Origin of the sequence: Pseudoalteromonas sp. P1-25 (assembly GCF_001401805.1) — a bacterium.
In the GTDB taxonomy this organism is placed as follows: domain Bacteria; phylum Pseudomonadota; class Gammaproteobacteria; order Enterobacterales; family Alteromonadaceae; genus Pseudoalteromonas.
On sequence record NZ_LKDW01000003.1, the window covers coordinates 142170 to 168228 of the forward strand.

Annotated in this window: 20 protein-coding genes; 7 read left to right on the forward strand and 13 right to left on the reverse strand. The window is 40.6% G+C overall.

What is annotated here, in order from left to right:
- Window positions 1–78: 78 nt before the first annotated feature.
- Complete coding sequence (locus AN393_RS03790) at window positions 79–1965, reverse strand: hypothetical protein (RefSeq protein ID WP_055015390.1); 1887 nt, start codon at window positions 1963–1965, stop codon at window positions 79–81.
- Between the two features lie 244 nt (window positions 1966–2209).
- On the opposite strand from AN393_RS03790, the gene AN393_RS03795 reads away from it, so the two are divergent.
- The 3 genes from AN393_RS03795 to AN393_RS03805 all read left to right on the forward strand — a co-directional run bounded on the left by AN393_RS03795 (window position 2210) and on the right by AN393_RS03805 (window position 5732).
- Complete coding sequence (locus AN393_RS03795; RefSeq protein ID WP_055017361.1) at window positions 2210–3187, forward strand: DNA topoisomerase IB; 978 nt, start codon at window positions 2210–2212, stop codon at window positions 3185–3187.
- 211 nt (window positions 3188–3398) lie between these two features.
- Window positions 3399–4715: a murein L,D-transpeptidase gene (locus tag AN393_RS03800; protein ID WP_055017362.1), complete on the forward strand. Its 1317-nt coding sequence runs from the start codon at window positions 3399–3401 to the stop codon at window positions 4713–4715.
- 15 nt (window positions 4716–4730) lie between these two features.
- Window positions 4731–5732, forward strand: a complete 1002-nt coding sequence (locus tag AN393_RS03805) for a D-Ala-D-Ala carboxypeptidase family metallohydrolase (protein ID WP_055017363.1) — start codon at window positions 4731–4733, stop codon at window positions 5730–5732.
- Window positions 5733–5826: 94 nt separating this feature from the next.
- On the opposite strand, the gene AN393_RS03810 is transcribed toward AN393_RS03805, so the two are convergent.
- The 8 genes from AN393_RS03810 to AN393_RS03845 all read right to left on the reverse strand — a co-directional run bounded on the left by AN393_RS03810 (window position 5827) and on the right by AN393_RS03845 (window position 17868).
- Window positions 5827–6144 carry a hypothetical protein gene (locus tag AN393_RS03810; protein WP_055015386.1) on the reverse strand — a complete coding sequence of 106 codons (318 nt, stop codon included), beginning with the start codon at window positions 6142–6144 and terminating at the stop codon, window positions 5827–5829.
- A gap of 68 nt (window positions 6145–6212) precedes the next feature.
- A complete protein-coding gene (gene pelG, locus AN393_RS03815) occupies window positions 6213–7577 on the reverse strand; it encodes an exopolysaccharide Pel transporter PelG (RefSeq protein ID WP_055015385.1) in 1365 nt (454 codons plus the stop codon).
- Window positions 7565–9082, reverse strand: a complete 1518-nt coding sequence (pelF, locus tag AN393_RS03820) for a GT4 family glycosyltransferase PelF (protein ID WP_055017364.1) — start codon at window positions 9080–9082, stop codon at window positions 7565–7567. Before pelF ends, pelG begins: the two co-directional genes overlap by 13 nt.
- Window positions 9075–10058: a HEAT repeat domain-containing protein gene (locus AN393_RS03825; RefSeq protein WP_055017365.1), complete on the reverse strand. Its 984-nt coding sequence runs from the start codon at window positions 10056–10058 to the stop codon at window positions 9075–9077. Before AN393_RS03825 ends, pelF begins: the two co-directional genes overlap by 8 nt.
- Window positions 10051–11346, reverse strand: a complete 1296-nt coding sequence (locus tag AN393_RS03830) for a PelD GGDEF domain-containing protein (protein WP_055017366.1) — start codon at window positions 11344–11346, stop codon at window positions 10051–10053. The genes AN393_RS03825 and AN393_RS03830 overlap by 8 nt, the downstream gene beginning before the upstream one ends.
- Window positions 11343–11858, reverse strand: coding sequence for a hypothetical protein (locus AN393_RS03835; protein ID WP_055017367.1), 516 nt, complete (start codon window positions 11856–11858; stop codon window positions 11343–11345). Before AN393_RS03835 ends, AN393_RS03830 begins: the two co-directional genes overlap by 4 nt.
- Before the next feature lie 14 nt (window positions 11859–11872).
- Window positions 11873–15160, reverse strand: coding sequence for a tetratricopeptide repeat protein (locus AN393_RS03840; RefSeq protein ID WP_055017368.1), 3288 nt, complete (start codon window positions 15158–15160; stop codon window positions 11873–11875).
- Complete coding sequence (locus AN393_RS03845; protein ID WP_055017369.1) at window positions 15160–17868, reverse strand: endo alpha-1,4 polygalactosaminidase; 2709 nt, start codon at window positions 17866–17868, stop codon at window positions 15160–15162. Before AN393_RS03845 ends, AN393_RS03840 begins: the two co-directional genes overlap by 1 nt.
- Before the next feature lie 403 nt (window positions 17869–18271).
- Between AN393_RS03845 and AN393_RS03850 the strand changes: the two genes are divergently transcribed.
- The 4 genes from AN393_RS03850 (at window position 18272) to AN393_RS03865 (ending at window position 23063) form a co-directional block, all read left to right on the forward strand.
- On the forward strand, window positions 18272–19939 hold the full coding sequence (locus AN393_RS03850) for a methyl-accepting chemotaxis protein (RefSeq protein ID WP_055017370.1): 1668 nt from the start codon (window positions 18272–18274) through the stop codon (window positions 19937–19939).
- A gap of 143 nt (window positions 19940–20082) precedes the next feature.
- Window positions 20083–20559, forward strand: coding sequence for a MarR family winged helix-turn-helix transcriptional regulator (locus AN393_RS03855; protein WP_055017371.1), 477 nt, complete (start codon window positions 20083–20085; stop codon window positions 20557–20559).
- A 133-nt stretch (window positions 20560–20692) separates the two neighbouring features.
- Window positions 20693–21442, forward strand: coding sequence for a serine/threonine protein kinase (locus AN393_RS03860; RefSeq protein ID WP_055015376.1), 750 nt, complete (start codon window positions 20693–20695; stop codon window positions 21440–21442).
- Window positions 21443–21710: 268 nt separating this feature from the next.
- A complete protein-coding gene (locus AN393_RS03865) occupies window positions 21711–23063 on the forward strand; it encodes a magnesium transporter (protein WP_055017372.1) in 1353 nt (450 codons plus the stop codon).
- 42 nt (window positions 23064–23105) lie between these two features.
- On the opposite strand, the gene AN393_RS03870 is transcribed toward AN393_RS03865, so the two are convergent.
- The 4 genes from AN393_RS03870 to AN393_RS03885 all read right to left on the reverse strand — a co-directional run bounded on the left by AN393_RS03870 (window position 23106) and on the right by AN393_RS03885 (window position 25905).
- A complete protein-coding gene (locus AN393_RS03870; RefSeq protein WP_055015374.1) occupies window positions 23106–23939 on the reverse strand; it encodes a mechanosensitive ion channel family protein in 834 nt (277 codons plus the stop codon).
- A gap of 36 nt (window positions 23940–23975) precedes the next feature.
- A complete protein-coding gene (locus AN393_RS03875) occupies window positions 23976–24695 on the reverse strand; it encodes an LrgB family protein (protein WP_055017373.1) in 720 nt (239 codons plus the stop codon).
- Window positions 24688–25041 carry a CidA/LrgA family protein gene (locus tag AN393_RS03880; protein ID WP_055015372.1) on the reverse strand — a complete coding sequence of 118 codons (354 nt, stop codon included), beginning with the start codon at window positions 25039–25041 and terminating at the stop codon, window positions 24688–24690. Before AN393_RS03880 ends, AN393_RS03875 begins: the two co-directional genes overlap by 8 nt.
- Window positions 25042–25113: 72 nt before the next feature.
- Window positions 25114–25905, reverse strand: a complete 792-nt coding sequence (locus AN393_RS03885; protein ID WP_055017374.1) for a crotonase/enoyl-CoA hydratase family protein — start codon at window positions 25903–25905, stop codon at window positions 25114–25116.
- Window positions 25906–26059 lie beyond the last annotated feature (154 nt).

Sequence of the window (26059 nt, forward strand, 5' to 3'; positions counted from 1 at the left end):
GTGCGCGGTTTGTAACCTTGTTGGTTAGGCTAAAAACCGCGAGGCCGGTTAGCGCTTACAAATATAACAAAGCGATTGTTAAGCTTTGGGCTCTGGCGTTGAGTTTTCTTCTTGCCTTAAATAGCCTGCAGCCTCTTCATCCTCTTTCGTTATAGCTTGCTGAGTAGGGATTGCACGGGTCTGTTGGTTTAGTTGATGTATTTGTGATGCATTGCCTAAATCGCGTTCACTGGTAATTGAAGCGATTGATTCGCGGTCTTTTAGAAAGGCTATCACATCATTTTTAATCGCTTGTAATTGACCTTCGTCTTTATGCATTTCCATAATATGGCGAGGGTGCTCAAGGTTTTTCATGCCAGTAGCTGCAAATGTGCTCGAAATAACACGAGAGACAATGACCCAAGGCGTTATACTGCTACGCACTAAGGTGTTTTCAGAGCGAGTGCTATCGTGAATACCGGTTCCTGTTGAAATTTTTGACTCAGTAAATGTGCCTTCGCATTTGAAGTAAACTAGTAATGATTCAAACTGCATTTCAGCAAAAAATAAGTGTGCGCAGTTAGCCAGTAAGCGCGCAAAAGCTTTAATTATCACTGCTATTATTAAAATATGAACACTGCTCATTAGTAAGCTACTAAACTGTGTAACATTTTGATTATTAAACGCTTGTTGTAGATTGTTAATGTTAGCGCTATCTATATAGTAATAAATATCTATTAATGAATAGGCTAACAATACCGTTAATACTAACGCCACAATATAAAGTAAATTAGCACTTATGAGTGAAACTAATCTTGCGAGGGTAAAGTTTTTTCCAAGCTCCACAGTGTGAAGTTTAGGTTGTACCTCTTGAATCATTTCGCCTCTAAAACCGCCTTTGCCTTCAATTTGCTCTTGCAGTTTTGGGTCTAACTCGCGGTAAACTCTATTTGGCACTTCTTTGTAGCGCCTATTTGCCATAACAAGGTTATCAAGGTTTATAAATACTTCATCAGGGTGAACAGACTCTTGCCAGTTTTCACGTAATTCTGATACTTCTGCGCTAGGGGTTACAGTATTTAAGCGTGCTTTAACCATTGTAAATACAAGTGTGCAGCTTAACGTTGCTAATATAATAATAGCAATCAGGTACAAGCCAGCATGTAAGTTTGGCAGCTGCGCCAGCCATGTGTCTATTTCTTGCTTGCTGATATGCTGCTCTTGCATCAACCACGACATAGACAGACCAATAACAATAGGCAAAATAAACGACAACGAAATAATTTTAGCTAATGTCCCGCCTCCCAGCGCTTCAATGTTTCTTTCAGCATTGCGAGAAATCGGCTTGCTACTCGAACGCCAAGAAAAAAGCACATAAAACATCAAAATAGCACTGTAAACCGGAAAGGCTAATTCGCCGGCTTCGCCGGTAAAGCCCGACAACGAAACAAAGGCAACAAGCCCATAAGCAACGAGTGCAACAAGCGTACTCACCCACGAGCCAAATAACCGCTGTGCGACATTGCGTATAGGATAAGGTAAAAATAATAGTTTGGGGATTAAGCTGTGTAACAAACGAGATAAAAAGCCGTTTGGTTCTTTAAAAGTACTGTTTTTACGACCAACCAGCATTTCTTCAAGTGATTGAGCATTATAGGCAACCTCATTTTTTTCTTCCTGCGCTGTAGAGCTTTCTGACTTACTAAAGTTGTACGCAAGCGAAGTGGGGTGATTCCTGCCAACAAAGTATTTTAAGGTAGCATAAATACCCGTTGATAAAGAGCGAATACCCAGCGCTAAAATGAACATGCCAAACAGCATTAAAACCCAGCCTGCGGTGGTATCTTCTTTCACCGAGCTTGCAGCTATAACAAGTAAACTGATGCCTGTAATTGACTCAACAAGACCTCTTGCTGCAGTTACTTTACCCTCTAGTTTAAAGGGGTTTTTTAATCCTAGATCAATAGAACCATAATCAAATGCCATTGTATGCTCCTTTTAAACAGCACATTTTTGAAGGGGAGGTTATTATTTGCGTGTATTTTGACCAGATTTAAGCATGGCTAAACTGAGCCACAAGGTGCTGTTTATATGCTGAACCAGGCAATTAAACGCGAGCTTTTTTATATTATTATTGAATTTTTGATTATATATCAATTACGTTGTTCAGTTTAAGGTTATTTTACAGTGATACATTTGTTAAAAATGGTTTAAGTTGCTTGGAGCGCAAATGAAACTGATTTACGTAGATGATAATTTACCCGGTATAACTCGTAAGCGCAAAAACAAAACGTGGCTGTACTTTGACCCTATAGGCAAGCAAATTAACGAGCAAAAAGTGATTGATCGTTTAAATGCGTTAGCGTTTCCGCCCGCTTATAAAAATGTCTGGTTTTGCCCTGAAGAAAATGGCCATATTTTAGCTACCGGGTTTGATAGCAAAGGTCGCAAGCAGTATCGTTATCACCCTGAGTTTAGAGCCCAGCAGGAGGCTAAAAAATATCAATCGTGCGGTATATTTGGCAACAAGCTCCCCCTTTTACGTGCCCGTTTAGAAAACGATTTACAAGGAGATGAGCTCAGTGTAGAGCGAACCCTGGCTGCGGTAGTTAGACTTATGGACCTAGGCGCTTTGAGAGTTGGGAATGAGCGAAATGTAAAGCAGAACAAAAGCTTTGGCGCCACCACATTGCGTACACGCCATGCCAAGCTGACGGGTAAAAATATACAGCTACGGTATCGGGCTAAATCGGGCAAAGAGCGCGAGGTAAACATAACCGACAGAGTGCTTAGTCATGTAATTAAAGATCTTCAAGATTTGCCCGGCCAGCATTTATTTCAATATATTAGCGATGGAGAGCGCACAAACGTAACCTCTAGTGAAATTAACCAGTATATTCAACAAATAATGGGCGAGGACTTTAGCGCTAAGCACTTTAGAACTTGGCGAGCCAGTGTTATTGCCTTTAAGCAACTAGTAAAAGCAAAAGGTGCACTTAGCTTAAAAAGTATGCTCGAGAGCGTGTCTGAACAGCTAGGTAACACGCCAGCTATTGCCCGTAAATCGTATGTTCATCCTGATTTAATTGCCTTGTGTAAAGAGGATGAGCAAACCCAAACTGCGTGGCGAGAGTCATTATCTTTACCACGAAAAACAAAATATTTAAGCCGCTATGAACGTGGTTTTTTAGCCTTTTTAAAGGATTAATTGCTGTGGCAACTTTACACACTACAGCAAATTAATTACACAATGCGATACACTAAACCTGCTTGTATTAAAAATGGAATATATTAAAACTTGTTTAATATCAATTGATTAAAGTTATATTTAAGTTTGGCACTGGCGTTGCACCTTCTTGTTACTGATTAGCAGTAAGTACAAAAGCATTTATCAACGATATTTAGCGAGGAGGTACACAATGAAGGGGTTATTTTCAAACCAAGTGTCTAAAAAGGTAAAAAGCATCACATTAAGCACCGCTTTTATAGGGGGAGCTTGCATAAGCTCTTTACCTGCTTTGGCCGCCTCTGAGCTTGAAAGTACTGCATTAGCAGGCTCTTCATTAATCACCTATAGCTCGCAGCAGCACCTTAAAAGCAACCAAAACTACTACTTTGATCAAAATGCAGCACAACTAATAGAACGTACTGAAAAAGCAATTAACTGGTATAAAGAAATTGTCAGCAATGGTGGTTTTATTCCGCTGCAAATAAGTGAACTGCTTGAATTAGGCAGTACAGGTAAAGAGGTAAACTTGCTTGCAGAGCGTTTATACCAGGAGCGTGATTTAAAAAATAATGCATGTACCGATGCGGAGTGTACTTTTGATCAACAAATTGAACAGGCCGTAAAGCAATTTCAGCGCCGCCATGGCTTAAAGGTTGATGGACGCGTTGGCAAACGCACTGTTGCTAAATTAAATGTACCTGCAAAGGTGAAGCTAAATAAGTTAAAGCTAAATCTTTATCGTATTACTAATTTTGCTGGCTCAAGCGATGAACAATATGTTTATGTAAACATACCTGAGTACACATTACGGTATGTAAAAGCGGGCGAGGTAAAACTACAAAATAACGTCATCGTCGGCAAACCAAGTTGGAAAACACCAGCCTTTAGTGACGAAATCGAAAAGTTTGTTGTAAATCCCGAGTGGCGCATACCTACCTCTATTGCAACCAAAGAAATAGCGCCAAAGGTGGCAAGAGATCCTCACTACCTTGCTAAAAATAATATCGAAGTAAGAAAAAATAGTTACCTAGACTCTAAAACAGTAAACCCCAGCAATATCGATTGGCAGGCTATTAAACCCTATCAGTTTGATCATTTTTTAGTTAAGCGTGCAGGGGATGAAAACCCACTTGGCGAAGTGAAGTATTTGTTTCCAAATCCTGAAGCCATTTATGTTCACGATACCCCAGCAAAGCAACGCTTTGGGCAAACACAGCGTGCGTTATCGCATGGCTGTATTCGAGTCGAAAAGCCATTTTCTTTAGCGCGTGAAATAATCAAGCACCAAGGTGAAACTCACACATTAAAACAAATGGATGAAGCTAGGGTAAACGACACCACGCAAACGTTTCATTTAGATGAGCCGTTACCTATTCATTTAGTGTATTGGACGGCCTGGGTTGATGAGGACATGCTCGTTAATTTTAGAGATGATATTTATCAGCACGACACAAAAGCATTACTTAATGACGAAGAGCAATCAGTTATTGCTGCATTAATAAAATAGATTATGAGGGGATTTATGCCGTTTATTCCATGTATTTTAGGGTGTGTACTAGCGCTTTGCGTAAGCCTAGGTGGTTATGCTGCAGAGCCTGTAAAAAAAGTGCACCCGAGCGTTAATATTCAAAATAAAGCAAATTTTGAAGATGCAGAATTTAGCCTAAAAATTAACGACATAGTAATGCCTTATTCGGTGTTTTCTGTTTTTGTGATGCCTAATGAAGCGGTTGAATTTGAAGTACTTTACGCACAATCAAAACGCAGCTATTCGTTTATTAATGACGACAGCAACGCCACCTTAACTGATACAAACCGATGGCAGTGGCGGGCACCTAAAAAGCCAGGTTTAACACAGGTCATTATTGAATCCCCCGACAAAAAGCAGCGCATGACAATTAATGTGTTTGTAAAAGTGCCTGCAGATGAAGTACAAGGTGGAAAGCTTAAATATTACCATATTGGTCATTACCCAAAACCTTCGCAAATTAAAGACAGTGAGCATTACATAGTGCCCAATGGCTTTGTAAAGGTGACACCTGAGAACGAAAATACAAAAATATCACCGCATTTTTCTCTTAAAGAATTTGTGAGTAAGCAACGAAGTAAACACCCTAAATACTTATTTTTACAAAACAAGTTGTTACTTAAACTTGAAAAAATACGCAAAGAGCTGATTTTAGAAAACATACCAGTTAAAAATATGGTGGTAATGAGCGGTTACCGCACCCCTTATTACAATAAAGCCATTGGTAATGTAAAGCTTAGCCGCCATGTGTTTGGCGACGCTGCCGATATATTTATAGATAACGATGGCGACTACCGTATGGATGACATAAACAACGACGGTAAGCACTCTATTGGCGATGCACAGGCGATGGCTGGTATAGTGGAGTCGCTTGCTAAGCGAGAGTCATTCAAAGGCTTATTAGGCGGTTTAGGTGTTTACGGGCCTAAGTCGCACCGCGGCGCATTTATACATGTTGATACACGGGGTTTTAAAGCGCGCTGGGTGAGTAAATAATATATGTTTAGTGGTCAGTTATTACGTTAGCAAAATAAGTATTGCTAAATGTTGATCACGTTTTATAGCTTACTCACAATTTAAGTGCAAAGCTTTAAATCAATACCAGCCATGTTATTAAAACACTTAAGGTATAAGACTCGTTAAAATGGATTAAGCGCAGGTTGAAAATATCAGAAATTAAACGGTTCCAAATTTCTTTAAACAGTGCTGACAAAATACAGGCGCTTATAATCCACATTGCTAGTAGTAGCGCCATTTTTACTGTGAACGAGTGTATATAAATATCAATAAGGCTATTCGTTTGATATGTATTTCCTACATCAAATGTCATTAACGTACACAACAAACTAATAGCCCACAAAGCTATACTCGCAAAGATATTAAAGCGCGTAGTAATTCCTTTTTTCATTAAAGTTAAGTCCTTTTTATTTATCGTTAGCTTTATTATTGTAAGTTACCAATAATGGTACTGGTAATCTACTGTAGCATAAAAGTTTCGTACTCAAGCTCTTCAAATTGTTTTGATAGCCAATACAGGCCAACGACCGAAGTAATTATAGTCGAGAGCGCAAAACCGTAACCATAAAACTGTGGCCCTAATGCAATTGAGGCAATCGTAAATACAATATTGATAAACAAAAACAGCCCAGATAAAAATAATACGGTGGCACGCTTATCTAGATAAAATAAAATATTTAAAATAGATAAAAATATTACCTGTACACCTACACCCACCACATCAATAAACAACAGTGTTTTGTAGTTAGGGTCTATACCAATAAAGCTCAGTATTTGTTCTCCCCACAATAATAAGCACGCAACGGTTATACCTTGGATTTTAAATATATCGTAAAGGCCGCCTTGCGCTGTTTGCACCATTTTATCTTTTAGGTAAAAAATTTCTTCAAGTGATGAGCCTCCTCTAATGGCGGTATAAAAACGGTCGTACTGTTCTACAAAGTCGGTTTCCATTCTGACTAAAAATACCGCCATGCCTGGAATAATGGTTAAATAGGCTAAGAATATAGGCAAGTCGTAAATAGGGCTTGCTCTTAATGTGCCAATAATTTGAATAGAGGTAGCGGGGGTATACCAAAAAATAATTTTATCGGCCCACACGCCTACATTGTAAAAGAGCCCACAAAAAAAGAGACTGTAATACACTTTTTTATTGTTTAAAAAATCAAAACTAATAAGTTCACCGCCGGGGTAGCGGCGAATAATCATAAACAAAAAGCTAAAAAACAGTAGCGCTTCACCGGCAAAAAACGCAAAAAACAACCCGTCTATTTGCCAGTCGCGCAGTAAAAATGCCAGTAACACCATAAAGCTGTAACCGCTTAACATGGTCACTAAAATAAGCCGGTATTCTTTCATTCCTGATAAAAATATAGCGCCAAGCCATTGGTTACATAAGCTTACAAATGCCCCCAATATGATTATTTTAGTGACTACGGGCAACGGTAGTATTGGCCAAACGGCTAAACCAATAAGCAAGGCCGCAACTGTTGTTACTAGTTGTGCCCCCAGTAAGTTAGGCAGTACTTGCTCATCCTTTTTTTGAAAAAACAGATCGGCAACAAAGCGTGTTAGTAACAGCTGTAGTCCGCCAGTTAATATAAGAGACGCTGCCATCATGTAGGTAATGAGCGTTAAAAATTGAACAATTAATACTTTAGGCAGTACAACACCCAAGCTTAAAATACCAATGAGCATGAGCGCTATAATAGAAAGTAGCCAAGGCCCTGAGCCTATTAATCCTGCGTAACCGTAGGCTTCAAAAACAGAGAGTAGGGTATTTTTTTTGAGAATTTTACGTATCTCAAAACCTATTCCGGCCATGCGATTGTATCCTTGTAAAGTTTATCGTAACGGGCAAACATGTGGCTCTCGTCGTAGTATGTTTTAACACGTTTGAGGCCGCTTTGTTGGTACTGATACCATGTTTGCTCGTTTTGTAATATCGTGTTTATTTGCTGTGCGGTCTCGCTAGGTGAAGCAATAGACACTACTTCGCCAGCCTTACCAAGCGCCTTGTCTTCTTCGCTTCCTCCTTCTATTATTTCTCGGCACGATCCTACGTCACTTGCAAGCACAGGTACGCCTGCAGCCATTGCTTCAAGCAATACCAGAGGCTGTGCTTCAGAAATTGAAGTCAACGCCACAAGACCTAATTTGGGGAGTATTTCTGCAATGTTTTGCATGCCGGTAAACGTAATGTTTTTGCTCAAATCTAGGCTGCTTACCAGTAACTGACACTCTTTGTAATACTGTGGGTCTTCCTCAAAAGGGCCTATAATCCAGCCTTCTATTTCTGGCATGTTGGCTTGGACCTCTTTAATGGCACGGATAAAGGTTTTAATATCTTTAATTGGCACTACACGGCCAATTAACCCAACCACCCTCGGGACCGATTTAGGTCTTGCGTTAAGTGCATCAACAAAGCGTTTTGTTTTTATACCATTAGGGACTACCGAGGCTTTGCTTTCACTGGCGCCATCTTTAATTTGTCGTTGTCTGTTACCCTCATACAGAGAAATGATTTTGTCTGCCTGATGATAAGTAGTGCGGCCAATTTGCTCAAAGAAGCTGATCCACATTCGGCGAATAAAGCCCATTTCAGTATTTAGGTTTTTACCGAGACTTTGCTCAGACTCTTTTATCCAGCTAGCTTGTATTAAATCTATTTTACGTTCTTTAGTGTAAATACCGTGCTCGGTAAGCAAAAATGGCGTGTTGTGTATAACGCTTGCACCTGCGCCTAATATGCCCGCATAACCTGTCGAAATAGAATGAATCAGTTTAACATCGGGGAGGGAGCGAGCTATTTCGGCTATTTTAAACAGCGGTTTATATAAATTTCTGTACGACCAAAAAAAGTCGATAAATGAGGATTCATCGCAATAGGTTAAATAATAGTTTGCCAGTACTTGCCACGACGATTCGCTATATAAAAAATCGGTTTCGTTTATGCCACTTTTTTTAGCTAGGTTTTCAAAGGCAAACTTGACTAACTCTGTGGGGATAGGATCTTTACAGTCACGGAAATAGCTTTGCAGTTGCTGCCAAAAATCAAACAGCTCTTTTTTATATTTAACGCCATGTTTAGCGCTTATTTTTGCATTATGGGGCGTAACTAAATAATGTTCGTGCAGTTTTGTCACATTACTTGGTAACGTGTATTGAATATCGCTGTAGTGTTCGGGTGCGCCACCGACAAATACAAGTTCAAAGTTATAATTGGGTAGGCCTTCTATTATCTGGTGCACCCAGCTTGATACGCCGCCCCTAACATAGGGGTAAGTGCCTTCAAGTAAGAGTAGAATGTCAGCTTTTTTTTCACTCATGCCAATACTCCTGTAAATGGCGTAACTCAGAACCCTTGGGCTGTAGCGCTAATTCTTCGAGATAGCGCTGACAGTCAGTGTAATTATGTAATCCAAAGGCAACTTCGGCTTTATAAGGCAATACGTGGCGTCTGGCCATGCCCAATTGAGTGGCTAGATTTAAGTTTTGTTGTGCATCATTTAATTTACCCAGCGCTAGCTGAATACGCCCTAAAAACACATAGCTTGCTGGTTGAGGATCAAACTCTATACTTGTTAAAGTCAGTGTTTCTGCTTTCTCTAGTACGTATTTCTTTAGTGCGCCTTGTGCTAACCCTAAGTAACTAAGCTCCCAATAAAGCTCTGCTTGTTGGCGCTGCAGATTGCTTAATTTGGGTTGCTGAGTAGTATTGGCTATGTCTTGCTGGCACTGGCTTATTTTTTCGTTCAGTGTTGTTTCTTTGCTATCTAAAGTTGAATAGGCAAGTAAGCGAATATCATCTTCTAAGTCTTTTAAGGCCAGTTTGAGAATAGGAATAGCCTGGGCATCGCTCATGTGCCGAGCAGCCATTACTGCACTTAGGCGTTTATTGGGCTCACTGGCGTGTTTTAAAATAGCTTTTAATCCACCCATTGAGTAAATAGGCGTTGCTGAAACACTTCTTGCTTCAAAAGGCAGGGCAGGAACCTTGTGCTCTACAATATCAACGTCGCTGTTTTTAAGCGGTTTACTAAGGGCAAAAGTAATGGCAAATACCACCCCTAAAATACCAAACACTGGCAAGGTAAACAGCAGCAAAAATAACAGCGCTGAGCCACTTTTTAAGGTGGTTTTATATTTGTTAGGCATAAAAGCATGGCTAACAAAGGTAAAGCACAGGCTAGCAATGCCATGCAATAAAACAATCAATAGCCAGTTAGGCGCATCTAAAATATGCGCAAACGCAAAGTATTCACATAAACAGCCAATAAAAGCGGCAGCAATAATTTTAATCATGAGGTGCAACTAGCTTAGCGATGTGTTCGCTACTTATTGGTAAGGCCATTTGTTCTTCTATTTTAATATGCAGTTGCTCAATGGTTTTGCCAAAGTGTTCAATACACCATGTGTTAATGCGCGATATAAATCCGCTTTTATCCAGTTCATTTGCCATTGGCATAAGCAATAACAGAGTGTGGTTCTCACTGTCGTAAAGGTAAATATCTAGTCCCCGACGAGCCTCACTTAAATACTCTAACAACTGACGCGACTCCTCACTTGTTTGCACTGCTTTTAGTTTAAGCAGCTGCGAGGGAATGTTATAGCGTTTAGCTTCTTTGTTTGCTCTGCGTAGCTGCCTTACAAAATAAGGCGTTTCTTCTGGGGTCATTACCGGGTTGGTTATTTCATGGCGAAGTAAATCACCGATATTACCGGCCATAACCGCAAGCAAGGTGAGAGTGGTGTTTTTGAGCGCAAAAAATTGAATGTTTTGTACTAAAATAACCCCATAAATGGTGTTATTAATATCAACCAGTGGGATAGCAATGTGGTATTGGCTAAACGTATTTTTAATCTCTTTTACCGAAACCAATTCGCGCTCTTCAAACATAGCTTTTATAAGTGGGTCGTCCAGCTTTAGCTCCCCCATAGCACCTATACTTGCTAAGGGCGGCTCTATTATGGCGTTGTTTTCTACTTTATAAAGTGCGGCTTTTTCGAGTGAGCCATACTCAACAAATAAGTTTAAAATGCTTGTTGCTGCACTGTCTAAGCGTCTTTGTGTTAGTTGCCCGATAACGGCCCGAACCGCTTGAAGTGATTCGCGAAGGCTAAGAGTATGACCTGCCAGCATTTGCTCAATCCGGTCATGGGATGAGTTTATTAAATGATATTGGCGGGTAAAGGTCTCTAATCGGTTAGTGACATATTCAAGTTCAATGCTTTGCTGTTGATTGGTGCGCTCCCATACATCTCTGAATTCGCCAGCAATCATAATAACAATTAAATAACCAATCATAGCGTTGATATTAAACTCGCTAGGTTGCGCTAATACCTGGCTTTCACTTAACAATAACTGCCCAGCTAATAAACATAATATACTTATAAAACCTTTTGAAAAACCGTAGCGTAGAGCCACTAACAGCGGCCCTAGGACTGGCCACGAAAACCCATTTTCCGTCCAAAAGGGGTCTGCGGCGTTAAATATAACCGGCAGTACAATTGCAAGCGTGGTAAATATAATTACCTCAGCCCAAATTTGTAGCTCAGGAACCTCTCTTGGTCGAAAAAAATGTGTTTTCACTCACTAACCTCAATGTACGAAATTAAATCGGCAATAACATCTTGTGCTGTGGCGGCAATACTATCGCGTCCCCAGCCACTTTTGGCGATAGTACCGGTCCAAAGTGGTGTTGTTTGACCTGTAGCCGTTAAGCTGAGTGTTAGTGCTACTACAGGCTCACCATCGAGGCCTGCTTTATAACGCCATTCTTCAATGCTGCCTGATAATACATAGTCTGTTTGCTGCGTGTTTAGCCACTGCATAGCTTTATCAAGGCGGTATTGGTCATCAAGCGGCGGAAGCTCCTTGTTATTATTTCGCGGTGCACGTAATAACTTTGGTAGCTTATTTTGCTGCCAAATACTAGCCAGTATATCTTCTGCACGTTCACCAGCTAGTGGGGTTTGCGCATGATTTACCAAAGGCAGTAACGCCACGGTAGTTGATGGTCCCAGCTCTACATCATCAGCCACACGGCTGGTGGTACATGCGCTGAGCACTAATACCAAACACGGTATGATTAAACGAAACATATTCTCTCCTAACATTAAAAATGTACGTAATAGCCCAATTGTAATTGTGTATCTGAGTTGCCCACTTTATTACTACTTTGATAACCCAGTTGTAATTTAAATAAGTCATCCCCTAGCACAGACCAGCCTGCTCCACTTGATACTGACACATCAAGGGTATCATTTAACGTTTGATAACCCGTACTGATGTCAAATAACCATGAGGGACTTTCGCCTAAGTATGGCGGAGCTAAGTTTGTGTTTGACGAAAGCGAGGTACCCAGAGCAAAGCGCCTAAATGGTTGTATATCAATAAGTTGCGGTCGTGCTCTTTGGTCTACACCTAAAGGGGCGAGTGTGCGCTCAAAGTCTTGCCATTGCGCACTAAAATAGGTATTCCAAATAGGGCGGTCTTTTAAAATAGTGTATTGATAGCGGGCGTTGTATTCTTGGCCTTTTACAAGCGTTGAGCTATCGCTGCGGCGTTTAAACGCCATTGCAGCTGCCGAGAGCTGCACGTTTTGGCGACCATCAATGGCGTAATTAATATAAGCCGTGGTTTTATTTAATTTAGCAAAGCTAAGCAAGGTTTCTGACTGACGGTTTTCAACATTGTGCTCAAGTTTTACACCTACCTGCGTGCGCGAGTCCCATTGGTAACGCGTATCTAGGCTCAGGCCTTGGCGGCTCATTAATTTGCCCTGATGCGAGTCTACTTTTGCATCAAAGTACCAGCGGCCCCACGTCATTTTATCTTCAATGGCAAACAGTAACCCGTTGTTATTTAGATTTTGCTGATTACTAATACTTAGTTTCCATTGCCCTTTAGCATACGGAAAATAAACATTTACATCGTATTGGCTAGTGTTTAGACCTGCCTCGGGCGATAGATTAATCTCTAATGCTCTAAAGTAGCTGGTGCGGGCATTACGTAATAAAGACGTTTCGGCTAGTGTTGGCTCTTGTGTTAACTCCTCATACCAATGCTGCATAGTTGCATAAGGTTGCTTTAAATATAATAAAGCGCTGAGTTCATCTACTTTGCCTAACGTTTGTGTATTTACCAGCGCCTTCACTTTATTAAATTCGCCGTTGCTCATAGCTAATTGTAGCTTTTGCCATGGCTCAAGCTTTTGTGCTGCCCGTCTTGCTAACCACCAGTTAGCGGTTGCGTTGTTTATAGCCTCAGGCGCTATGTCATCTAAGCTACTAAATTGGCGTAAGTGGGGCACGGCCATAGCACCTGCCCACTGGATCATTAAACCGCGGTATGCGTATTTGTCTTTTGGTAAATGGTTTAATAAATAATGTTTAAGTTCGCTGGCGTTAGCGTAGTAGCCTAATTGGTTCATCACATCGGCTAAATTTACTAAAGTGGTTAAATCCCGAGGATTACTAATAGCTAACTGGCGCAGATAAAAGTAAGCACTATTAAAGGCTTTTTGATGAATAGATAAACTCGCCAGTAATTGTGCCCAATCTCGGTTGGGCTCATTGCTTGAGTAGTTAGCTAAAATACGCTTAATCATAATGGTGTCGTGCATTTGTAATGCAAGCCAGCCTTGTGCCAGTACCACATCGGGATTGTATTCGCTTAGTTTTGCTGCACGGTTAAGTGTTGTGTACGCGTAGTTTAAGTCACTTTGGTTTTGGTACCAGTTTGATAAGATTAACCAGGCTGGGTAAAGCGCTTTATTATAACGCTGCTTTTCAAGTGCCTGATGAATACGTGTAACATATTTTTCATCGCCAATTTGCGTACTTAATAAGGTGATTTGAATTAATTGTCTATCGGTCAATGGCGCTTGCTGCCATAGGTAATTTAATAAACCTTGTGGGTTGTCGGCAAATTTTAACTGCTGATAATGCAGCATATCACCTACACTCAAAGGGGTGATGTTTTTTAATTGCTCTAAGGCGTACAACTCTTCTTGTTTATCGTTCACACGCATAGCCATATCAACACGTGCACTCCAAAACTCATCATCGTTACTGTGCGCTTTTTGCTTTAGAATGGTCAAAGCAGTTGTAAAGTCATCATTCAACCAATGTGCTCTTGCAAGCCAGAGTAAATCTTCTTCGTTTTTTGGCCCTGCGTAGTGAGGCCACAAGGCTCTTAATCCAGCTAAATTACCGGTATCGTGTAACACCTTGGCTTTCCAAAATTGAGAAAGTGGTGTTTTACCGTTTATTTTTTCATAGCGCTCAATATGGTTAAGCTCTTGTTTTGCATTACCAATAAATTCGTTGGTTTGCATCCAATTTGCAAAGCCATTGCCTTTAAGTTGCCTGTTCTGGGCTTTATATTCGTAAATGTCGTTAGCGTCTTGGTACAAGTAAAGAGCGTTGGCGTCATTAATACTATCGGTCAGCATAGCCACATCAACGGCTTTGTGAGCCATTAACCATTTAAATTCTTTAAGCGCTTGCTTTGGTTTGTTTTGCCAGCGCATAATTTTCCAGTTTAAAAGCCTAAGCGCTTTATTATTTGGGGTTTTAAGTAATAACTTTGCGATTAATTGCTCAGCCCCTGGTGCATCGCCATTAGCTAAGCGTAAATGCATGGCTTTGGTTAAATACTCGCTGTTATTAGGTTGTGCTTTTAGTAATATTTCAACCGCTTTCAAGGCGGCTGCATCATCACCTGCTAGGCTTGCATAATATAATGTACGCTCAGAATTTGCGGTATCACCGTATTTTTTCCACCATCGGTAGGCTTGCTTTGGGTTGTTAGCGCCAAGCGCAGTTTCAATTGCTTTTTGAGCTACATCAGCATTTATATGGGTTTTATAAATGGCCAAGGCCTTGGCTGGCTCTCCAGCGCTTAACCAAAAATCAGCGGCTAGTAATGGCTGAGCGTATCGCTCATAGTATTGGGCTACGCTTGTATTAAGCCCTGTTGCTTTGGCTATTTCTAATAATTGTTCATCCCAATGTGTGAATGCCGACAATTTAAGAGTTAATTCTTCAAAACGGTCATCTTTTTTAGCACCGCTATCAACCCATAGTGCGTATAAAAGTTTAATTTCTAGCTCAGTTTTTTTATCACTTTTAGGAAGCTTTTTAAGCTCGCTAGTTGCTTGTGAATATTCATTTAAACCAATATGAATGGCTATTTTTTTTGCACGTAGTTTTTCATTATAGGGGTCTGTACTTAACGCGGCATTTAAGTAGGTTTTTTCAAAGGTATAATCTTGCGATAATGAGTCGTCTTCAAAAAAGAGGGTGTGTGGGAACAGCGCGTAAAGAGAAAAGCAGCTTACGGCTAAAATAATTAAAATAGTTTTAACAGACACTAAGTGAGGGCGTTTTTTATTATTCATCATTGAGCCCTTGTTGCGCAGTTTAAATAGCCATAAAATTCGCCAGCAGGTAATGTAAACTGCGTTTTATTACCAAACCTTTTTCCACTGTAACGCTCACCCATATGAGAGATAAACTGACAGTTTTGGGCATTTCTTAGCTCAATTTTAGCTTCAATCCACGCTTTAAAGCTGACAGGGCCGTTTACCTGCCAATGACTAAACGCTACATTGGCAGAAAGCAAATAAGGTTGGTTATCAGGGGTTGTATGATCAAAGTTGATTGTGGCTATTTCATCGCCCACGTGAATATAATTGCCTTTCGCCGTTACCCCTAAAATACCGTGGCTGTTAGTCATGTTAGGTACATCAAAAATAGCAGGCAAGCGTAGCGTTTTTATATATTTAGAGCTAAAGAGCCATTCGCCACGCGCATTTTTAGCAAGCGCAGAGAAATAAAAATCTTTGGCGATACGTGCATATTGGCTCAAATGCACAGGGGTGTTTTCTCTGGCTAATACATAATCCACATTGTAATGCAGCGCGTCAAGCCCCGCCGGCACCTCGCCAGAGTAAAAATGAAAGTAAATTGTGTAAGGTTTTAACCTGTATGGCTTCTCGGTTATTTCAAATGTCTCTACTAAACGCTTAAAGCCATAGTAAGGGCCATGCCATAAGTTAGTGTAAACATTTTCGTTTAAAATAGGGGCGTATATTTGATACAGCAAATCTCGCTCAGGGCGGCCAATAGGCGAAATATGCGACAAGCTTGGGTTATCAGCATTGACGTCGGTATTTCCTCCATTTACGTTAATTACTCCCGCATTTCGTGCAAGCTCAAGCGCTTTAGGCCCAGGGGTCGCATCACCCGACCATAGCATCATTACGGTTTTTTTGTTTTTTGGTGCGAGTCGCTCATTAATGTAATTTATTGAACCAGTTATTTCTTTGTTTAAGTCTATGGCGTCATAGCCGGGAACATCTAAATGAAACCCGTAGTCGGTATCGTCTTTATCTATTTCTTTTCTGCCAGATAAGGCTGTCCAAAAATAGGGGTGGCTGTAGGTGTGTGATGCAACCTCAACATAGGGAAGCGCAAATATTTCTTTGGCTATTTTTTCAAGCTTTGGGCTGTCAGCGCTATGCAATCCATTAGGTTCAATATCAGCTTGAATAATTGAAGAGGTTAATGGCAGCTTATATTTTTTTATAAATTCATCACGGATTATTTCTGCAGCATAAGGCTTACCTGCAAAGTGCGCAATGCTCGTGAAACCGTCGCCATCAATATGCAGTGTCAGCATCCGCCGGCCACTTAATGTGGTGGTATCAGGGGCAAGTATTGGTGCAAGTCCCATCGCATCAGTTAATAAAGCAACTGGGTCTACAACCCAGTTGCTGCCCTCCATAGGTAATGTATCTATTAGCCAGGGGGCCGCAATGAGTGCACCGTACTTTGTTTTGCTGGCCTGAGTTAGCGTGGTGCCATCGTCAGCGTGTATTGATATTAATGATTGCGCGTTCGTTGTAAGTGTTAATAAATACGGTTTTACAATAGCGGGCGCGCTGGAAGATTCACCCTTTAGCCAAGGTACCATCGTTGCAAGCTTATAAGGCCCATTTGAGGGAGTGTTAAGGGTTTCTACCCCTAAACTTTGTAATAATTTATTAGAGGGTGGAAGCTCGCCGAGAATCAGTTGTGGTACCACCCCCAAGTTACCTTCGAGCCACTCAATAACTTGAGCATCATAAAACTGATCGCTCGTTGTCCACGAGATAATGCCAGCATGGAGGCTAGTATCTACTTTAGGTAAAGGCGTATTTGCTACATCAATGTAATCGGGGATGTAGCCTAAATACTCAATCATTGTGGCAAGTTTTAAATGGACAGTGGTGTATATCAGTGGCTTTACATTACTGTTATACGGAATGAGTATACGCCTAGGCACAGGCTGGATGCTTGATGTCCCCCAAGTTTGAAGGTGTCCATCAGTAACCCAAGGTGCATAGCCTTGATCGCTAATTTGTTTTGCCATTGCAAGGCGAGCCTGCGGTCTTGCATAGTCAATAACCTGCACATTAAAGCCAAGTTTTTGTGCTTTGTTAAGCTGTGCATTTAACCAGTTTTGATCATCCACAGTGGTGAGTTTGTAACTGTTATCGACTGGGTTAAAGTGGCTAAAGAGTCCTTCGGCAACTAAATCAGATGCGTAATTATTAAGCTTAGGCAATAACTCAAATCCTCTGTTGAGGATTAAGTGTTTGTTAAACGTACTCGACAAACCTTTAATTATATCAACAAGGCCCGCTTGTTGAGCTGCTTTATCGTAATCGGGTTTTAATAATTGGTAGCTGTCGAGCGTGTCTAAAAACAAACCGTTAAAGCCGCGTTGCTTTAACTGATTCGCTTGTTTTTGCAAGTGTTGTTGCCAATGCTCAGCGGTTAAATCAGCAATGTGGCTATCCCAATGTGGGTTTTGAGCTACTGAAGATTCATTCTCAGTGTACGATTCTCCTACACTCAGATAAGCATATACACTAATATCACGCTCTTTTAGCCAATTCAGTTCGTGTTTAGTGATATTTTGTGGTTGCACAACAACCCGTGAATAAAAGGTCATTTCAGCCAGTGGCATGGGCGATGAATAGTAAAAAGCAATACTCTTACTGGCAGGTTGAGCGCACACGTTTAAACAAATTAACAACGTTAGATATAAGAAATACTTCATTATTTTTTAAAAACCACAGCCTAAGTTAACGTTGAACATTGTTCCGTTTTTCGTATAAGTATTTATTATTAGAATTGTGATGATTATATGTTAAATAAAAATGCCTGGCTACCTTAATGTGAGGTGAAGACCGGCTCTATTGCTTAAGTGTTAACTAAATAAAAGGTAATAAAAACGCGTTACTGCACAGTATTTTCGATTAAAATTACGACTAATGTCGAGTGATACTATATATCTAAAGCGCTGTAATCTAATTATAATGCGCCCACCTTGCCAGCCCTTGGCAAACCCCTATGCTATTTATAAATTGGTATAAATAGTGACATATTGAATGCTTACTTTATTACGTTGATTGCTGCAAAGCAGACAGTGTTAACGTGTATAACTTATTTGTGGAGATTTAATGAGTAACTTAAGCTTGAGAAATAAACTTTTGTTACTGGCTATTTTACCGTTGAGCTTGTTATTAATTAGCTTAATGGCCAGCTCGTACTATTTAGAATCGCAAAACCAGCAACAAAATTTTGAAACAATTAAGTCTAAACTCATTAAAGACAAACACACGCTACTTGCCACTGAAGTGGAAATCGCAAGCAAGTTGGTACGCCATCAGTTGGATAACGGATCTACACAAAGTGTTAAAAATGTCCTTAGGGAGCTTACTTTTGGTGACGACGGTTACTTTTTTATTTACGACACACGCGGCGTTAGCGTGTTCCATGCCCTGTTAGGAAGTGCTATTGAAGGGCAAAATAAAATAGGGATGACAGACCCAAATGGTAAAAAAATAATTATTGGATTATTAGAGCAAGCACGTAAAGGTGGCGGGGCATTTAATTACCATTTTCAAAAGCCAAATACCAATGGACTGGTAGAGAAAATAGGGTATGCCGTGATGATACCAGGTACCGATTGGATGATTGGCACCGGTGCCTATATGGATGATATACAAACAGAGCTTGCATATTATAAACAGACTATGCAATCGCATACTCAAGAGAAAATCACCACCTTGTTATTAATTGCCTTATTTTGGGTTGTAGTTAGCGTTGTGGGCGCACTTTTAGCGTCTAACGCTATGGTTAAACCTATCCAAATAATGGGCCAAAGCTTAGATGATATTGCTAAAGGTGAAGGCGACTTAACAAAACGCCTAGCTATACATACGCATGATGAAATAGGGCAGTTGGGCGAATCGTTTAATGTGTTTGTTAGCAAGCTGCAAAGCATTATAAGTAATGTGGCTGATGTTACTAATGATGTAAAAAATGCTTCAAGCAATATTAATTCGCAAACAAAACTGTTTGAAAATAAACTACTTAATCATAACCACGAAACGGATTTGGTGGCCACAGCGATTACCGAAATGGCGGCCACTTCTCACGAAGTAGCTAAAAATACCACGCAAGTTGCTGAGTCTACTCAGACAGCAACACTAGAAGTGGCAAAAGCGCAAGAGTGCGTAGATATATCACTTAGTGAAGTTTCTAACCTTATGGGCGAAATTAACCTCGCTGCTGATCAGGTAAACTCTTTAAGTGAGCAATCTAAAAAAATTGACAGTGTACTTAGTGTAATAGGTGGCATTGCCGAGCAAACTAATTTGCTTGCCCTTAACGCGGCCATAGAAGCAGCACGTGCCGGTGAACAAGGTCGGGGTTTTGCCGTGGTGGCTGATGAAGTAAGAAGCTTAGCGAGTCGTACACAACTTAGCACCCATGAAATTAGTGAAATGCTAAGTGAGTTACATAACTTAGTGGGCGCCGCGGTAGATGCCATGCAGGCGAGCCAAGCAAGTTGTAATCGCTCAGTTGAGTCATCGCGCGATATATCGCAAAGTTTAGGTGCCGTGACTACGTCGGTTACCAGCATAAACGATATGAGTACGCAAATTGCGACCGCTGCAACAGAGCAAAGCTCAGTGACAGAAGAGATAAACCGTAATGTGTTTGCCATTCAAGAAATTGTCAATGAACTAACTCAAGCAAGTAAAGCCACTTCTGAGGTTAGTCGAGATTTAGCTGGGCGCGGCGAGAGCTTAGGGCAATTAATAGGGCAGTTTAAGGTTTAAAGTTTTAAACGGTATTGTTTAAATTACTAATAGCCGCGACTTACGTTGCGGCTTTTATTATTGAAAGTACGCTAACCCTAGGGAATTTTATTAATTATGTGTAGTCTATTACACGCATTTTAAATAAACTGAGTAACCCTTATATGCAACAAAGTATGCCTTCGATAAATAGCTGTAACCGAGCACAATTAATACCTGAGCAAGATTTAGGGCGAGTAATTTCGTTTTTACGTTCAAAGCTTTCTAGCCATATTGATACACAGCTTCAGTCAATGGGTTTAACGTCGGCCCAATATATTGTGGTGGTATTATTAGCAAAAGGCTCGGCAAATACATTAGCTGGGCTGTGTGAGCATATGGTTTACGATAAAGGGGCTATGAGCCGCTTGCTAAAGCGCCTAGAAGAAAAAGATCTTATAGCAAAAACTCAGTGCGAGTTCGATAAGCGCTCTACCATTTTAGGTTTAAGTGAAAAAGGCAAAGCCTTGTACCCGCAAATAATGCCTTTGGTAAATGAGGTATATGCTAAAGCGCTTAATGGATTCTCTGAAGATGAAAAACAGCAAGTTATAGATTTATTATTTAAAGCAATAGCCAATTTAGACTCACCTACCGAATAGATTATCAACATTTTAGCGATACTGTTTCAATAAAAACTTAGCCTGCTAAGTACTAGTTCTCATTGTGCGGCAAATCCAATCTTGTTAATATAGTTGCCTAGGCAATTAAAGTTATCATCTTGTTAGGTTTGTTATGATTGAAAATAAGTTGTTATCACAATTACAGCAGCAGTTTCCTGAACATGTATTTATGCAACAGTATTTAAGTGTTGTTCATAAAGGGCGTTTTGCGAACGCAATTGTATACAGGTACAAAGATGATACGTTTGACTTAATAGTAAAAGACTTTAGCCAAAGCCCGTGGTTTATCCGTAAAACCTTTGCCAAGCTTTCTGTAAATCAAGAATTTAAAGGGTTGAGCCGCTTAGCACAGCTTGATGCAGTTGCTAATCGGTTTAGCCGTTTATCTCCGATAGCGGTGGCGTATGACTACATAGAAGGCACGCCGCTTAGCAGCTTAATACAGCAGGGTAAGACGTTGCCTGTTGAGTTTTTTATTGAGCTTGAACGCCAAGTTGCAAAAATGCACCGCCTAGGCATTGTGCATTTAGATTTACGTAATATGGGCAATATATTATGTGGTAGCGATGGCAAGCCTTATATCATTGATTTTCAGTCAACCATTAGCTTTTCGCGCTTTGCGCGTTGGTTGCAGCGTTTTATGCGCGGCTGCGACATGTCGGGCGTATACAAAGCGTGGGATAAGCTAAGTAGTACACCTTTGCCGCGTGCTAAGCAGCAGTATTTGCAGCGTTTTAACCATGTTCGTAAGCGATGGATATTCAAAGGCTACCCAATACAACGTGCATATGCATGGGGTGCTGCAATGGTCACGCAGTTTGTGGACTCTGACCTAATACGTAACTTAACCGATAGATTTTAATTCCTCTTTTTTCATTGTGTAACTTTGCCCGTAACCGCTTAGCGTTATGGGCTTTTTTTGGCTAAAAATAAGGCCAATTACTTCTTTTTTAATTTTTAAAATAAACAGTAGTATCGCGGGTGTTTTTGCCCCTACAATGCGCAAAAAAATGAGTGCAGTTTCAAATGCTAAAGCTTAAAGTGCTTTAATAAGTTTAGGTTTTTTCTGCAATTTTTTATTGTTCAAGTAAACTATAAGCAATGTGCATTTTTAAATTTAAGGTTTCAAGATGATTGAGTATCCAGTCGACCAACTACCGCAGCTAATAAACGATTTATTACAATGCGAAACACACGCACAAAAAAGCCAGCTTTTAGCCGATGCACAGCTTAATTTATCTACTGAGCATTTATCACTACTTTTTGAAGCCATACCCAAAGAGCAGCGCCTAGAAATTTGGCAACTATTAGATAAAGACACGCAACACGAAATATTTGTCACCCTCAGTGATGACAGCTGTTTATGGTTACTACAAACCTTAGATGATAGCGAGGCGTACGCGTTATTAGATGAAGTAAATGTTGAGGAGTTACTTGAGCTTGAAGAGGTTATCCCTGAGCGCTTTGTTGATTATGCAAAAAAGCAACTCGATGAAGCACAAACCAAACAATACGATCTTGCTCAACAGTATTCGCCTGAGCAATTAGGCCACTGGGCTGGTTTCGACTTTTTAAAAATAACCGAAAAAGTAACAATAGCAGGTGTTAAAAAACTACTGCAAAAAGGGTTGCCGCAATACAGCGAAGTGGTGTATTTAGTTAGCCGCCAAGGCAGCCTAATAGGTGAACTTGCAATAAATGATTTAATAAAAGCCGATGAAGGCGATAACCTATTGGCGCTGGCAAACTATGACTTTTCATCATTACATGCAGATGATGATTTATACGAAGCGGCAGAAGTGGTTATTCACAGTGAAAAAATGGCGATGCCGGTGGTTAATAGTGATAATAAATTGGTAGGGCGTTTAACCATTAGCGCGGCATACGAATTACGCCAAGAAATTGCCGATGAAGCCGCGGCAAAAGCCGGTGGTTTACGTGAAGACGAAGACCTGTTTGCGAGTGTCAAAAAGAGTGCTAAAAACCGCGGAATTTGGTTGGGTATAAATTTAGCGACGGCGTTTTTAGCATCGTGGTTTATAGGTTTGTTTGGCGCAACAATAGAGCAAGTTGTGGCCCTGGCGGTGCTTATGCCTGTGGTGGCCTCTATGGGCGGAATTGCGGGTAGTCAAACGTTAACAGTAATAGTGCGCGGTTTAGCGCTTGGGCAAGTCACCGACTCTAACCGCAATGCACTTTTAAAAAAGGAGCTACGGGTAGGCGCTGTAAATGGTTTGGTGTGGGCCTTAGTGATTGGCGGGTTAACTTTTGCTTGGTTTAGCGACACCATGCTTAGCATTACAATTACCATTGCGATATTGCTCAACTTAGTTGCTGCGTCGTTAGCTGGGGTTGTTATACCGTCTATTTTAGACAAAATGAAAATAGACCCTGCGCTTTCTGGTTCGGTAATATTAACCACTGTGACCGATATAGTCGGGTTTGTGACCTTTTTAGGGTTAGGCAGTTTATTACTGCTTTAAGCTATAAAACAACAAAGCCGCATTAAGCGGCTTTGTTTGTTATTACAAATGCGCGTTGTTATTAATAGTCACTACGCGTTGCGGGAACGGTATTTCTATCTCAGCGCCATTAATGGCTTTATAAACACCAGCATTAATAGCTAGTTTGGTTTCTATAATTTTGGTTGTAGGTACCCAATAGCGATAACTAATGGTAACGCCGCTATCGGCAAAGCGTTCTATACCCACTTGTGATAGGGGATTTTGAGCGACCTGGTCATGGGCCTTTAACACTTCTTCAATAAGGCTAACAGCGGTATCAGCGCATGCAGTGTAGGCTATGTCTATTTCTCCTTTAACTAACGAGTAGCTAAAGGAGTTATGAATAATTTCACCCACTATGTGCTTATTAGGAATCGTGATCTCTACTTTCTCTTCATCAATTAAAATGGTGTAACCCAGCTCAATTGTTTTTACTTGGCCGCTGACCCCTTTTACTTCAATGGTATCGCCTACCACAAAGGGACGCGTGGCAATAATAGCAAGGCCTGCGCCATAGTTTGAAAGCATTCCTTGTAAGGCTAAACCCGCACCTAGAGAGGCGGCACCTATAGCCGCTACAAAGGGGGTAACACTAATGCCTATTTTGCCAAGCGCTATAACGATGACCATCACAATAAGTAATACTTTTACCACGTTACTCACAAAACTGGTAAGTGTGACATCTACATTGTGACGAGCCATCAATTTTGCGACTAGGTTTGAGAGTTTTTTTGCAACCCACAAACCTAATATAAGTATAAGAATGGCGCCCACAATTTGCATGCTGTAGGTAACCAAATACTCAGTGAGCATGGTGTAGTATTTTTCAAATTGTTCTATTTCAGAACTGATCATAGTGGGCTCTTTATATTGCGTAATTATTTTTGCTAACTATAGCAAAGTGTTGATTAAAAATGGATATAGCACAGGGACGATAATTGCCGTTAGTAGTGCACTTAAGGCCATAGCAACTGAGGAAAGTGCGCCTATTTTTGGGTGTTCAGCAAGAGCTGCCGCGGTGCCTATAGCATGGCAAGCGGTTCCCATTGCTACACCTTGAGCTTGGTGATTATAAACACCCACCCACTTAATGAGCATTAAGCCAAAGAGCGCACCGAGTAATCCAATAAAAATAACTAACGCGGCGGCAAGTGAGCTAATCCCCCCTAAAGACTCCGTAACTATTAACGAGATAGGCGTAGTTACACTTAATGCAGCTACGGATGCGCTTAAGTTAGCAGGAACATCAAATAAAATACTTAAAATAAAGGCCACAACCGTGGCGTTAATAATACCTAAGCTACATGTACTTACTATTAAAAGAAGATTTTTTCTGACATGAATAAATTGCTGGTATAAGGGTAAGGCTAGGGCCACTATAGCGGGCTCTAATAGCCAACTAAGTAGTTGGCTGTGAGCAAAAAAATCAGCATAAGGTAAGCTTAAATTAACCAGCACTAAGGCAATAATCGCAATACTTAAAAACACCGGGTTGGTGAGCGACTTCACTACACTGTGCTGCCAGCGTTTATTAAACGCTCTTAATAGTAAAAACAGCATAATAATAGCGGGGGTCGTTAAGTACCAAAGCGTTACGTGCTGTTCAGTCATTGTTATGTTTCCCTTTTTTGTAGCTAACAACGCTACTTACCAGTAATAGTGTACTGGTAGGAACGAGCAAAATAACGAACACTAAATACGGCCAATGCAGTTTTATAAGTGCTATGTGCTCGATAAAGCCCACGCCTGCAGGTATAAAAAATATTGGCATAATATTCAAAATAGGGGAGGCGCAGGGCTTAATATGGTGCTCTTTAACTACACCTAACAGTAGTAAACTTAGTAAGATAACCATGCCAAGGAGGGGGGCAGGAAAGCTGCCACCTATCAAATGCATTATTAATTTAGCACACCCTAAACACAGTAAAATAATTGCACTGCTAAGCAAGTACTTCATGATAATGGCTCATTAGTATATAAAAAAGCTAACGTTAGCAAATCCACCCCATTTTTAAATGCGAACTTAGTCTTACCAGCGTTTAGAGTTTGCATAGTTTATATCTGCTTTCCCTTTTGTTTTGGCGATCGCTTTTTTTGTGTTGGGGTTGAGTAGCAAACGAACTTGGCTAAACGTTTCTTTAGCTAATATTTTTCGTTGGTTTGTTGCATAGCTTTGCTGAGTAACGCGCTTTATAGCGGCCAGTGTGTCGGGGGAGCGCTCTAGTAATGTATTTAACATACGTTGGGTGGCTTGCTCTGTATTACTTGTTAGCTCTGTGACTAATCCAAGCTCGTAAGCTTTTTGCGCATTAATAGGGTTTGCGTGGCTTGCAAGCCAAAGCGCTTGGTCACGTTTTAATAAACCAGCTAGCACTGCATTGGCACCCATATCGGGGCATAATCCCCAGCGCGCTTCCATAATGGCCAGCTTTGCTTGAATATCAACAATTCTGTAATCGGCGCCTAGCGCTATTTGTAGCCCACCTCCTAAACAATTTCCATTTATTTGTGCAATAACTGGTACGCTTAAAGATTGCCATCCCAGCACCACTTTTTGCGCTAGGTTTTGATTGCCTGGCAACCATTTGAATAGCAGCTTTACAATATTCAAAGGTGAAGCCATAACGCCTGCAACATCAAGCCCTGAGCAAAAATGCTCACCGTCACCTTTTATCACTACAGCGCGAACACGCTTATCTTTTTTGATACGTTTAATTGTGTTGTTTAATTGCATAAACATATCAAAGCTAAGTGCATTTTGTTTTTCTGCGCGGCTTAGAGTAACGTTAGCAATGCCTTGTTGTATTTCTAGTTTTATCATTGCGCTCTCCTATTAGCGTGTGTTTGAGCTTATGACGTACGCAGTGCTAAGTAAAGTAACAGTTTGTTTTATAATACAAAATAAATTGAATTATTTTTAACTTTTTTAGTCAAAGTACGTTGAATCTTATTCAAGCTTAACCACACATGAGCTG

Excerpts from the sequence above, each read along its gene's own strand:
- AN393_RS03790 (WP_055015390.1), bottom strand. The coding sequence starts at position 1,965 with ATGGCATTTGATTATGGTTCTATTGATCTAGGATTAAAAAACCCCTTT.
- AN393_RS03795 (WP_055017361.1), top strand. The coding sequence starts at position 2,210 with ATGAAACTGATTTACGTAGATGATAATTTACCCGGTATAACTCGTAAG.
- AN393_RS03800 (WP_055017362.1), top strand. The coding sequence starts at position 3,399 with ATGAAGGGGTTATTTTCAAACCAAGTGTCTAAAAAGGTAAAAAGCATC.
- AN393_RS03805 (WP_055017363.1), top strand. The coding sequence starts at position 4,731 with ATGCCGTTTATTCCATGTATTTTAGGGTGTGTACTAGCGCTTTGCGTA.
- AN393_RS03810 (WP_055015386.1), bottom strand. The coding sequence starts at position 6,144 with ATGAAAAAAGGAATTACTACGCGCTTTAATATCTTTGCGAGTATAGCT.
- pelG (WP_055015385.1), bottom strand. The coding sequence starts at position 7,577 with ATGGCCGGAATAGGTTTTGAGATACGTAAAATTCTCAAAAAAAATACC.
- pelF (WP_055017364.1), bottom strand. The coding sequence starts at position 9,082 with ATGAGTGAAAAAAAAGCTGACATTCTACTCTTACTTGAAGGCACTTAC.
- AN393_RS03825 (WP_055017365.1), bottom strand. The coding sequence starts at position 10,058 with ATGATTAAAATTATTGCTGCCGCTTTTATTGGCTGTTTATGTGAATAC.
- AN393_RS03835 (WP_055017367.1), bottom strand. The coding sequence starts at position 11,858 with ATGTTTCGTTTAATCATACCGTGTTTGGTATTAGTGCTCAGCGCATGT.
- AN393_RS03840 (WP_055017368.1), bottom strand. The coding sequence starts at position 15,160 with ATGAATAATAAAAAACGCCCTCACTTAGTGTCTGTTAAAACTATTTTA.
- AN393_RS03845 (WP_055017369.1), bottom strand. The coding sequence starts at position 17,868 with ATGAAGTATTTCTTATATCTAACGTTGTTAATTTGTTTAAACGTGTGC.
- AN393_RS03850 (WP_055017370.1), top strand. The coding sequence starts at position 18,272 with ATGAGTAACTTAAGCTTGAGAAATAAACTTTTGTTACTGGCTATTTTA.
- AN393_RS03855 (WP_055017371.1), top strand. The coding sequence starts at position 20,083 with ATGCAACAAAGTATGCCTTCGATAAATAGCTGTAACCGAGCACAATTA.
- AN393_RS03860 (WP_055015376.1), top strand. The coding sequence starts at position 20,693 with ATGATTGAAAATAAGTTGTTATCACAATTACAGCAGCAGTTTCCTGAA.
- AN393_RS03865 (WP_055017372.1), top strand. The coding sequence starts at position 21,711 with ATGATTGAGTATCCAGTCGACCAACTACCGCAGCTAATAAACGATTTA.
- AN393_RS03870 (WP_055015374.1), bottom strand. The coding sequence starts at position 23,939 with ATGATCAGTTCTGAAATAGAACAATTTGAAAAATACTACACCATGCTC.
- AN393_RS03875 (WP_055017373.1), bottom strand. The coding sequence starts at position 24,695 with ATGACTGAACAGCACGTAACGCTTTGGTACTTAACGACCCCCGCTATT.
- AN393_RS03880 (WP_055015372.1), bottom strand. The coding sequence starts at position 25,041 with ATGAAGTACTTGCTTAGCAGTGCAATTATTTTACTGTGTTTAGGGTGT.
- AN393_RS03885 (WP_055017374.1), bottom strand. The coding sequence starts at position 25,905 with ATGATAAAACTAGAAATACAACAAGGCATTGCTAACGTTACTCTAAGC.